This is a genomic window from Streptomyces sp. NRRL S-495, from assembly GCF_000966955.1.
GTDB classification, from domain to species: Bacteria; Actinomycetota; Actinomycetes; order Streptomycetales; family Streptomycetaceae; genus Kitasatospora; species Kitasatospora purpeofusca.
On record NZ_JZWY01000673.1, the window covers coordinates 1 to 10,795 of the forward strand.

Consider the following 10,795-nt stretch of genomic DNA (forward strand, 5'->3'; position numbering starts at 1 on the left):
CCGCGCCCCACCGCGAACGCCACGACGAACACCACTACCAGCAGCAGGGCGAACCCCGCGAGCACACTCAACGGCCGGGCACCCGGCGACATCCCACTCACGCCCCACCAGTCGTGCCCCCACCCCGCCGGGTTCCCGCCCACCCCGAATGACCCGGATCACATACCCCGTCCGGCCCAGCGCTGGGCCGGACGGCGTATGCGCGGGCGGGCCCGGCTCTTCCCTCTCTCGCGCTGCCCCGAGCGGTTTCGGGTCGGCGGGTCCGAGCAGTGCCCATCCTGGTCAGACGGCCAGTCAAATGAGCTGACCTGTATGGATGTAGGTCAGATTCAAATTCCGTCGATGTCGAGCCATGATGTCCGAATGACAGTTCTCGGCAGGGTGTTGGCATGGGTAGGGGCGGTCGTCGGGTCACTGGCAGCGGCTGTCCTGGTGGTCGTCGCAGTGGTGGTCGACCTGGACACGGCGGACCGGGTCGCTTCCGTGGTGGGGGCTCTGGCAGGGATCGCCGCGCTGGGGGTGTCGGTCCAGGCCTTGCTACGGTCGACCGCGCCGCCCCCGAGCCCGACCGGGTCGCCGTCGCCCGTGGGGGCTCCGGCCACGCCGTCCACCGTGATCGTGACGCGTGACCGTTCGGTGCACGCGGCGGGGAATCTTCGGGCGGACGTGGAGACCGGCGACCACTACGTGGACGCCCGCGGGCGGCCCGCTCGTCAGGCGCGACGTGACCGGAACGAGCGGTCGAAGCCGCTGCCGCCCGGGTCGTTCAGCATCGACGAGTCCAGGTCGGTCTCCGCCGGGGGCGACATCTCGGGGGTGATCCGAACCGGCGACACCTTCGAGTCCGGGCCCGGTGCTTCGGGGCCGTCCGGTAGTGGCGGTGGCGCATGACGAGTCCCCCCGGACCGGATGACGAGCGACCGAGACCCACCCGACCGCCTCGTCCGTCACCGGCCGAGGCCGATTCGGTCAGGATCGACATCGAGCGGAGTGCCTCGGCCGGACGCGACATGAACGGTCACTTCTTTACGGGTGACCATGTGAACGTCACCGAGCACCACGTCTACGTTTCGAGTGGGGACTTCGGTCGGTGGGGTGCGGCCGGCGGGGCCGCCGACCAGGAGCTCGGCCCGCGGGTCCCGAAGCCGCGATCCGCTCCGCGGCCCGGCGAGGCCACGGCGGCCGCGCCGGTCGGGCGCGAGTCGAAGTCGTCCGACGGGAAGAAGGGAGGAGCGGGCATCGGCTTCGTTGTCCTGCTGCTCGTCATCGGGGCGATTGTCTCCCAACTTCAGGGTGGCGGATCGTCGGTTGTCGGTCCGATCGAGGCGACGGCCGTGCTCGACGACCTCGAATCGGCGCGAGCGGTGGCATTCTCGGCCGACGGTGCCGCGCTGATCGTAGCCGGCGACAGCGGGATCACCCGGCGGTGGGAAACTGCCACGCGAAGGGCGACGATGCTCCTGCCCGATGCGGTGCCGGGCGGTGGCGGCCACGCGGTGCTCAGCCCCGACGGGCGGACCCTCGCCACCAGCACCATGAACAAGATCCGGTTGACCGAGGTCGCGACCGGTACCACAATCGCCCAGATCACGGTGGGGAACATCCTGGAGACGGTGTCCCTGATGGTCTTCAGCCCGGACGGTCGGAGTCTTGCCTCGGCGGGATCCGGTGACCGGGTTCGGGGTTGGGAGGTCGCGACCGGGAAGCAGACCTTCACGGTCGGTCGTGGTGTGACCGCCTCTGCGGTGGCCTTCAGCCCCGACGGGACCCAGCTCGCGATCGTCGGAGCCTCGGGCGGCGACCCGGGGCTCCGGCTCTGGAACCTCACGACCAGCACGCCCGTGTCCGGTCTCGCCCTGGAACACGACGGGTACTCCGGTCGGTACGCGGTCGCGTTCAGCCCGGACGGGCGGACTCTCGCGGTGACCGCCGGCAACAAGGTGCGGTTCATGGACGTCGGTCTGGGCCAGCTCACGCCGGTCACGTTGAGCATCCGCGGCGGTGATGTCACCGACCTGGCCTACGCACCGGACGGCCGGGTGCTGGCCACGGCGACCACGGGGACCGCCGCGTACCTGTGGGACGTCGCGGGTGGCACGATGTTCGCGACGCTGAGGGGCTACGACGGCTCCGTCCGTGAGGTGGTGTTCAGCCCTGACGGACACCGGCTGGCCACGGCGGGGTCCGATCGGACCGCCCGGCTCTGGTCGGTTCCCTGTGTGACGCCGGATGTGTCGGCCACAGGCCCGTCGGCCGGCGGTCCGGTTCCGCCGGTTTCCTGTCGGCCGGCGGCGACGGGACGGAACGACCGCGGTGCCTGACGGTGCTACCCGGCCGCAGTGGTGCGGCCCCCGGGTGCCGGGGGCCGCACCACTGCGGGGAGCGCGTTACGGCAGCGGTATCCGGACGATCTGCGGGTCGTGGTCGCTCAGCTGGGTGGCGAACTCGCTGTTGAGGTGGACGATGTCGTAGCTGTAGGCGCGGGCCGCGAGGGCGGGGGAGATCAGGATGTGGTCGAGGACCTGGGAGTTGCCCTCGTAGACGTAGGTGTACCGCTCGGCGAGGGGGAGGGTGCGGGGGAGGTCGACCAGGGAGCCGCCGGCGGTGAGGAGGTCGGCGGTCTGCGAGAACTCGAAGTCGTTGAGGTCGCCGAGCACGATCACCGCGGCGTTCGGGTCGACGGCGAGGATCTGGTCGGTGAAGGTCCTGACCGCGGTGGCCTGCGCGTGGCGCTGGGTCTCGGAGGGGCGGGCCGGCGGCTGGTAGCGGCCGAAGAGGGGCTGGTCGCCGCCCTTGGAGTTGAAGTGGTTGGCGATCACGAACACCGGGCGGCCGTTCCAGCGGAACTCACCCGCGAGCGGCTTGCGGCTGGCGTTGAAGGCCGGGTTGGTCGGGTCTATGCGGCCGGGGGAGTAGGCGAGGGCGGGGACGCCGCCGTTGTTGACCACGGAGTCGGCGGTGGTGGAGCCGGCGCCCGGGCGGTCGGTGAAGCTCAGGCCCCGGTCGGTGCGGTAGAGGAACACCTGGCGGATGTTGCCGCCGGGCTGGCCGCCGTCCTGGTCGTTGACCGGGTTGAGCTGGCGGTAGGAGTAGGCCGGGCCGCCGGCCGCGGTGATGGCGGCGGTGAGCTTGGCCAGGGTCTGGTCGGCGGCGACCACGCCGTTGTCGGTGGCGCCGGAGTTGTCCTGGATCTCCTCCAGGGCGACCAGGTCGGGCGAGCGCAGGTTGGTGACGACGGCGGCGGCGAGGCCGTCGAACTTGGCCTGCGGGTCGCCCGGCGCGAGGTTCTCGACGTTGAAGGTCGCCGTGGACAGCTCGCCGGCGGCCGGTGCGGCGGTGGTCTCCGGGGCGAGGCCGCCGGGGAGGACGGTCGGGGTGGCGGTGACCAGCAGCTTGAAGTTGCCGAAGGAGTAGTCCAGGACGCCGACGGCGGCGCCGGAGAGGGTGTCACCGACGTTGGCGGACGGGGTCGGCGCGAGCACGTCGTCCAGCAGGACCCGCTCGGGGTTGCCGTCCGCGGCCTGGAGCAGGATGCCGCCGCGGGCGGTCCTGGTGGTGGAGCCCTGCGGGACGACCGGGATCTCGCCGACGGAAGTCCTCGGCCCGACCACGGCGGCGTTGTTCAGCTGGACCCGCATGCCCTCCAGCGACTCCCAGAAGTCCAGTCCGTCGGTGGCCGGCTGGAAGCCGCCGGCGGTCTCGACGTCGCCCGTGGTGACACCGGAGATCACCGCGGCGGGCGGGACCCGGCCGCCGGCGCCGACCAGGGTGGCGGCGGGCAGTGCCGCGTTGTGGGCGAGCACGGTGGTGGTGGGCGCGGTGAGTTCGGTGACGGTGAGGTTGGTGGTGCCGCCGGTGCCGCCGGGGCGGTACTCGCTGACGGTGCCGCCGACCTGGACGGAGTCGCCGACGGCCACGCCGGGGGCGCTCGCCGTGTAGACGTAGAGCGCCTCGCTGGTCGCCGGGTCGGCGTCGGGCTGCGGGTCCTGGAACCAGTAGCCGCTCGGGCCGACCGCGGTGACCACGCCGGGGACGCCGGTGACCGGCTGGCCCGCCAGCGGGGAGGTCCGGGCGGCGCCCTGGATGCCGTGGATCCGGGTGCCGCCCGTCCCGCCGCCGGAGGTCGAGTTGCGCGGGGTGGGGCGAAGTCGGCCGCGTTGTTGTCGGTGTCGGTGGCGCCGCCGCCGGCCCGGACCGCCGCGGTGGTGTTGGCGAGGTTCCCGGTGGGCGAGCCCTCGGCGGAGGAGGCGGTCGTGCCGTAGCCGACGAAGTCCTTGACCCCGGGCTGGCCGGCGCAGCCGGTGGCGCAGGTCAGCGCGGTGGAGTTGGTGACCAGCGCGACCTTCCCGGCGTTGGCGCCCATCGCGATCGTGCCGGTCGCGTCCGGCGTCGGGAGGGCGGCGCCGGAACCGGCCCCGGCGGCCTCCTGCACCAGGTAGTACTTGCCGGGGGCGATGGTGCCCGACAGGGTGGTCCTCGTCCAGGAGGACCCGGCCGCCGAGGCGTACTGGACGGTCCAGCCGGTGACGCTGACCGGGGTGGTGCCCCGGTTGTACAGCTCGACGAAGTCATTGGTGTACGGCGCGCCGGAGTTGCCGCCGCCGCCGTACACCTGGCTGATGACGAGGTCCGGCGACACGGCCTGCGCGGTGCCGGCGGGCAGCGCGGTGAGCGCTCCGACGACGGTGGCGGCCGATGCCACCGCCAGTGCGCGGAGCCGGACTCGATCGGTTCGCCGCATGGGCGTCCTCCTGACGGGCGTGCAGCAGTGGATGGGCGGGCGCTGTGTGTTGTAGCAGCGCCACCCATGCCGTACCGCGCGCTGTGGCGAACGACCAGGCGTCCAACGGAAGAACGTTTTCCCTGGCATGAACCGGACGAGGATCCGGACGCGTCGTGGGGGACGTGGGGCGGGAGGGGCGTCGGGCGCGTCAGTCGTCGGTGAGGGTGAGCCGGATGCCGATGGTGCCGCGCTCACCGCGCCGCAGCCGGCTGCCGAGCACCGTGACGACGCCGACCAGCCCGTACTTCTGCCGCAGCAGCGTCCGGTAGGCGGCGGTGCGCTCGGGGCCGAGGATCTCGGCGGTGGCCGGGACGGACTCACCGGTCGGATTGCCCCGGACGTCGCAGGGCCCGACCAGGACGTCCGGTCGGTTGCGGATCCGCTTGACCTTCCACGAGTCGGCGACGGTCCAGACGCCGAGCGCCTCCCCGTCACGCACCACCCACACCGGCGTCGGCACGGCGGTGCCGTCCTTCTTGAAGGTGGTGACCAGCAGGTAGCTGCCGGAGGAGAGGCTGACGAGGCGTTCGAGCCGTTCCTGCCGGTGCGGGTCGGGGTGGGGAGTGGCGCTCATAGGGGGATTCTAGGGCGCCGGGACGGGCGCGGCCCGGAGCGGGTCAGCGTCGGCTCCGGGCCCGGGCACCGGAGCGGCCGAGCCGGGCGCGGGTGGCGCGGGCGAGGGTGCGGGCGTGGCGGGTGAGGCGTCGGCGGGTGCTGCCGCCCACTGCTGTGGCGCCGCCGACGGCGGTGGAGCCGCGCGGGGCGGAACCGGACGCCGTTCGGGCCGGGAGGGAGTACGCGATGTGCGGGGCGTAGTCCGGTCGTGGGGGGACCGGGACGCCGCCGGGGAGGACGGGGAGCGCGGCGGTGTGCGGACGGCGCCGGGTGCGCAGTCGGCCGGCTGCCCAGAGGGCCAGTGCGGCGCCGAACGCGAGTGCCGTCCAGCCGGCCGGGCCGAGGGCGTGGTCGGCCTGCTGGATGGCGTGCGGCAGGACGCCGGTGGCTGGGGCCTCGGCGGACGGGGCGGCGGACGCGTCGGGTGCGGTCTCCTCCTCGACCAGCCGGCCGACCGGTTCGACCTTGCCGGCCGCCGCGAAGCCCCAGTCCAGCAGCGCGGCCGCCTCGTCGTAGACCTTGGCCTGCTGCTCCGGGTGCATCACCGTCACCAGCAGGGTGCGGCCCTCGCGTTCGGCAGCGCCGGTGAAGGTGGCGCCCGCGTTGGTGGTGTAGCCGTTCTTCACCCCGATCAGGCCCGGGTACTTGCCCAACAGGCGGTCGGTGTTGGCGATGTCGAACGCGGACCGCTGCCCCGTCGCCTTGTCCACCGCGCCGGGGAAGCGGGCGGTGCGGGTCGCGCAGTAGCTGCGGAAGTCGGGGTTGCGCAGCCCGGCGCGGGCGAACAGCGTGAGGTCGTAGGCCGAGGAGACCTGGCCGGCCTGGTCGTAGCCCTCCGGGGAGACCACCCGGGTGTCGCGCGCCTGGAGGGCGGTCGCCCGCTCCTGCATCTGGGTGACGGTGCGGGCCAGCCCGCCGTTCATGTGGGACAGCACGTGCACGGCGTCGTTGCCGGAGGCGAGGAAGACGCCCCGCCAGAGGTCCTCGACCCGGTACGGCAGGTTCTCCTTGATCCCGACCAGGCTGCTGCCCGCGCCCAGCGCGGCGAGCTCGGCGGGAGCCACCCGGTGCTCCAGGGTGCGGTCGAACTTCGGCAGCACGGTGTCGGCGAACAGCATCTTGAGCGTGCTGGCGGGTGGCAGCGGGAGGTGGGCGTTGCGGGCGGCGAGCACCTCGCCGGTGGCGGCGTCGGCGATCAGCCAGGACCGCCCGGTCAGGGTGGCCGGCAGCTCGGGCGCGCCGGTCCGGGGCGCGACCTGGACGGCCGGCCGGCCCAGCCGCTCGCCGCCGACCACGGCGGCCGCGTCCTGGGCGGCACCGGCACCGGCACCGGCCGCAGGCGCGGCGGACGGGGAAGGCGAGGGCGAGGGCGAGGGCGAGGGGGCCGAGAACGCGGCGGGCGCGCCGGCCGCGAGGACCAGGACGGCGACGGCACCGGCCGCCGCCGGTCTCCCGGCCCGGGCGCGCCTGCTGACGTGGGGTGACCTCTGCTGCACACCGCGAACGTACCCGGACGGCCGCCGCCCCGCCCTGCCCGCTGCTCCGTCCGGGCCCTCCCGGACCGCGCGGCGCCCTGGTACGGTACGGCCCATGTCCTTCCTCCGTGCGTAGCCGGCCCGAAGCGACCGCGCCCCGACCGATCGGGAACCGCGCGGCCCTCCGGTGTCCCTGTACGCACCTCCGGTGCCGCCCGCCGTGACCTCCCGGCCCGCGGACCGGACCTCCTTGAGGACGTCCACCGTGCCTTCCACCGTTTCCGCGCCTCCGCGCGGCCCGTCCGCACGCCCCGGCTACCGCGCCGTGCTCGGCGCCCCGCACGCCGGCCGCACCTTCGCCGCCGCGCTGCTCGGCCGCCTCTCCTACGGGGTGGTTCCGCTCGCCCTGCTGCTCACTGTCCGCGAGGCCACCGGCTCCTACTCCGCGGCCGGCGCGGCGATGGCCCTGTTCGCGCTCGCCAGTGTCCTCCTCTCGCCGGTCCGGGCCGGGCTGGTCGACCGCTACGGTCCCCGGCGGGTGCTGCCGCCGATGGCCGTGCTGTACGGCGCGCTGCTGCTCGCCGTGGTCGCGGCCGCGGCCCGGCCGGGCGCCGCTCCGGCGGCGGTCGGCGCGCTCGTCCTCGCGGCGGGCGCCTGCACACCGCCGCTGGGTCCGGTGATGCGGACGTTCTGGCGGCGGCTCCTTCCCGACCCGGTGCTGCTGCGCCGCGCGTTCAGCCTGGACGGCGTCGCGGAGGAACTGCTCTTCGTCACCGGACCTTTGCTGGTCGGTCTGCTGCTTCCGGTCGTCGGCCCCGGTGGTGCCGTGGCCGTGGGCGCGGGGCTGCTGCTCGCCGGGGCCCTGCTGCTGGTCGCCTCACCGGTGGCGGCGGGCGGAGCGGACGGCGCGGACGTCCCCGACGTCGCACCGTCGCCGGTCGGGCGCCGTCGCCGGACCCCGCTCGGCGGCGGACGGGCGCTGCGCGCCGCCGTGCTCGCGTCCGGGGTGACCGGGCTGGCGCTGGGCGCGCTGGACCTCATGGTGCTCGCCTTCGCCGAGGACCGCGGGCGGCCGGAGGCGGTGGGCTGGATCCTGGCCGCGCTGTCCGCCGGCAGTGCCGTCGGCGGCCTCGGGCTGGGCGCGCTGGACCGGCCGGTGCCGAACGCCGTCCGGCTGCCGCTGTTCACCGGTGGTCTGGGCCTGGCCCTGGCCGCCGCCGGGCTCGCACCCGGCCCGGTCCTGCTCGGCGTGGCCGTCGGCATCGCCGGGTTCTTCGTCTCGCCCGCCCTCACCACCTCCTACCTGGTCGCGGACGAGGCGGTCGTGCCGGAGGCCAGGACCAGGGCCGGTGCCTGGGTGAACACGGCCTTCAACGCCGGTTCGGCCGTCGGCGGCGCGGGCGTGGGCCTGCTGGTCGGACATCTGCCGCTGCCGCTCTGCTTCGCCCTGGCGGCCGTCCCGGCGCTCGCCGCCGTGCCCGTGCTGCTGCGAATGCGGATGCGGATGCGAATGCGCGACTTTGGTGGGTCCCGGTCGCGCCGAAAGTCGGATCCCGTCGGCGACCCGGCTGCCTAACGTCGGGATCATGAAGAACCTGCTGGGATTCGTGAGCTTCGTCCTGATTGTCGGCGGCATCAACGGCCTCCTCGTCGACCACCTGTGGGGCCTGCACATCTTCGGCTTCGTGAGGCATCTGGTCCCCTCCGACCACCGGACCGCCGGGTACTTCGTGCTGATCGCGGTGGGCGCCCTGCTGGCCGCCGCTACGGCGCTGCTCGACCGGCGGGAGGGCGGGGGCCGGACCCGGCGCGACAGCGGGGACTGAACCCGGCGGGGGACTGGAGGCGAGGGACCGGAAGCGGGGTACCGGACGGGCGGCGGCGGGGAACGAACGGTCGGCCGCCGCCCGTTCTGCCGGGTGACGCGTCGTCGACGAGGAGGGCCGCATGACCAAGCAGGCGTACGGACATATCGCGCACCGTCAGGTCGAGGTGAACGGAGTCCGGCTGCACGTCGCCGAACAGGGTGAGGGACCACTGGTCCTGCTGCTGCACGGCTTCCCGGAGAGCTGGTACTCCTGGCGGCACCAGTTCGCCCCGCTCGCCGAGGCCGGCTACCGCGTGGTCGCCGTCGACCAGCGCGGCTACGCCCGCAGCGAGCAGCCCGAGTCGGTCGACGCGTACACCCTGCTGCACCTGGTCGGCGACGTCACCGCGCTGATCGGCGCCCTCGGCGAGGAGAGCGCCGTCCTGGTCGGCCACGACTGGGGCGCCCCGGTCGCCTGGAGCACGGCCGCGCTGCGCCCCGACCTGGTGCGCGGTGTGGCGGGGCTGAGCGTCCCGCCGCTGCCCACCCTCGGCCTGCCGCCGCTGGCCCAGGCCCGGGAGCGGTTCGGCGAGGGCTTCTACCAGATCTACTTCCAGCGCCCCGGCGTCGCGGACGCCGAGCTCGGCCGGGACCTGCACTCGACGTTCCGCCGGATGCTGTCCAGCGGCGCCGGCGCCCGGCCGGACGGCGGGGGACCGCGGGCGTGGGTGATCCGCGAGGGACAGACCCTGCTGGGCAGCGTCCCCGAGCCGGAGAAGCTGCCGGACTGGCTCTCCGAGGCGGACATCGAGGCCTTCGTCGCCGACTACGCCGAGCACGGCGAGCGGGCGTTCACCGGCGGTCTCAACTGGTACCGCAACATCGACCGGAACAACGAGCTGCTCGCCGGGCTGGCCGGGCGGCCCGTGGAGGTGCCGGCCCTCTATGTGGCGGGGGACCAGGACATGGTGATGGCCCTGATCCCGGAGGAGGCGATGCGCGGGCTGCTGGAGCGCCTGGCGCCGAAGCTGTACCGGCGCGTCACGCTTCCGGGCGTCGGCCACTGGACCCAGCAGGAGAGCCCGGCGGAGGTCAACGCGGCCCTGCTCGACTTCCTCGGGCAGCTGGACGGCTGAGGCGCCGGGCGGTGGTGGGGGCGGGCCCGGGTTCCGCCCCCAGCACCCGCGCCGCCTCAGACCGGCAGCAGACGGGCGATGAACTCGCCCAGCCGGCGGGCGTTGCGGCAGCAGTGCATCGGCACCACCTCGGCGTAGGCGGGGGCGGCGGAGTCGCCGGTGCCCCAGAGGGAGGGCTGCTCCGGGTTGAGCCAGTGGACCTGGCGGGCGCGGGCCGCGACCAGCCGCAGGGCGGGCAGGTGCGGGTCCCGGTAGTTGTTGCGGGCGTCGCCGAGGATCAGCACGGCGGTCCGCGGACCCACGGCGTCCAGGTGGCGTTCGGCGAACTCGCCGAGGGCCGAACCGTAGTCGCTGTTGCCGTGGTGGCCCATCACCTTGGCCTCGGTGAGGATCCGCCGGGCCAGCGCGGCCGGGTCGCCGCCGCCGCGGGTGAGCAGGTCCGTCACCTCGGCGGTGCGGTTGACGAACGCGAACACCCGGACCTTGCTGAACTGGTCGCGCATCGCCTGGACCAGCAGCAGGGTGAAGTCGGAGAAGCCCGCCACCGAGCCGGACACGTCGCAGAGCAGGACGAGTTCGGGCCGGGCGGGGCGGCGCAGCCGGTGGGCGGGGCGCAGCGGGACGCCGCCGGTGGAGAGCGAGCGGCGCAGGGTGCGGCGCAGGTCGATCCGGCCGCGGGCGGCCCGGCGTCGGCGCGCGGACAGCCGGGTGGCCAGCTTCCGGGCCAGCGGGTGGACGGTGCGGCGGAGTTCGGCGAGCTGGTCGCGGCCTGCGGTGAGGAAGTCGATCCGGTCGGGGCTCGGTGCGACGGCCCGCTCGGCGAGGCGTTCGGTGCCGCGGAGCTCGGCCGCCCGTCGGCGTGCCTCGGTGGCGACCATGGCGCGGAAGCCCTGGATGCGGCGGCGGATCTCGTCGGGCAGGACGTGGTCGGCGAGGTCGGGCGCGGCGGGGTCGAGTCCCCCAGCAGTGGCACCGGCAG

At 74.4% G+C, this 10,795-nt stretch carries 8 protein-coding genes and 1 pseudogene; 4 read left to right on the plus strand and 5 right to left on the minus strand.

The features are described 5' to 3' along the window. Window positions 1–1,334: 1,334 nt before the first annotated feature. A complete protein-coding gene (locus VR45_RS42840; protein WP_159394409.1) occupies window positions 1,335–2,321 on the plus strand; it encodes a hypothetical protein in 987 nt (328 codons plus the stop codon). Window positions 2,322–2,387: 66 nt separating this feature from the next. Here the strand turns inward: VR45_RS42840 and VR45_RS48050 are convergent, their stop codons facing one another. The 4 genes and pseudogenes from VR45_RS48050 to VR45_RS30525 form a co-directional block, all read right to left on the minus strand. After that, complete coding sequence (locus tag VR45_RS48050; protein ID WP_353612728.1) at window positions 2,388–4,025, minus strand: endonuclease/exonuclease/phosphatase family protein; 1,638 nt, start codon at window positions 4,023–4,025, stop codon at window positions 2,388–2,390. A gap of 416 nt (window positions 4,026–4,441) precedes the next feature. Beyond that, a pseudogene (locus VR45_RS50710) lies at window positions 4,442–4,870 on the minus strand (lamin tail domain-containing protein); the annotation flags it as partial. Between the two features lie 61 nt (window positions 4,871–4,931). Continuing rightward, the gene (locus VR45_RS30520; RefSeq protein ID WP_045943103.1) at window positions 4,932–5,357 is read right to left on the minus strand and encodes a PPOX class F420-dependent oxidoreductase; all 426 of its coding nucleotides are present in this window, start codon (window positions 5,355–5,357) and stop codon (window positions 4,932–4,934) included. A gap of 43 nt (window positions 5,358–5,400) precedes the next feature. Then, on the minus strand, window positions 5,401–6,819 hold the full coding sequence (locus VR45_RS30525; protein WP_234326320.1) for a D-alanyl-D-alanine carboxypeptidase: 1,419 nt from the start codon (window positions 6,817–6,819) through the stop codon (window positions 5,401–5,403). A gap of 319 nt (window positions 6,820–7,138) precedes the next feature. On the opposite strand from VR45_RS30525, the gene VR45_RS30530 reads away from it, so the two are divergent. The 3 genes from VR45_RS30530 to VR45_RS30540 all read left to right on the plus strand — a co-directional run bounded on the left by VR45_RS30530 (window position 7,139) and on the right by VR45_RS30540 (window position 9,816). Beyond that, complete coding sequence (locus VR45_RS30530; protein WP_063772570.1) at window positions 7,139–8,449, plus strand: MFS transporter; 1,311 nt, start codon at window positions 7,139–7,141, stop codon at window positions 8,447–8,449. Window positions 8,450–8,459: 10 nt separating this feature from the next. Next, a complete protein-coding gene (locus tag VR45_RS30535) occupies window positions 8,460–8,699 on the plus strand; it encodes a hypothetical protein (protein ID WP_045943104.1) in 240 nt (79 codons plus the stop codon). A gap of 121 nt (window positions 8,700–8,820) precedes the next feature. Then, on the plus strand, window positions 8,821–9,816 hold the full coding sequence (locus VR45_RS30540; protein ID WP_045943105.1) for an alpha/beta hydrolase: 996 nt from the start codon (window positions 8,821–8,823) through the stop codon (window positions 9,814–9,816). Window positions 9,817–9,872: 56 nt separating this feature from the next. On the opposite strand, the gene VR45_RS30545 is transcribed toward VR45_RS30540, so the two are convergent. Then, a partial coding sequence (locus tag VR45_RS30545) for a VWA domain-containing protein (RefSeq protein ID WP_045943106.1) occupies window positions 9,873–10,795 on the minus strand: 923 nt, incomplete at its 5' end.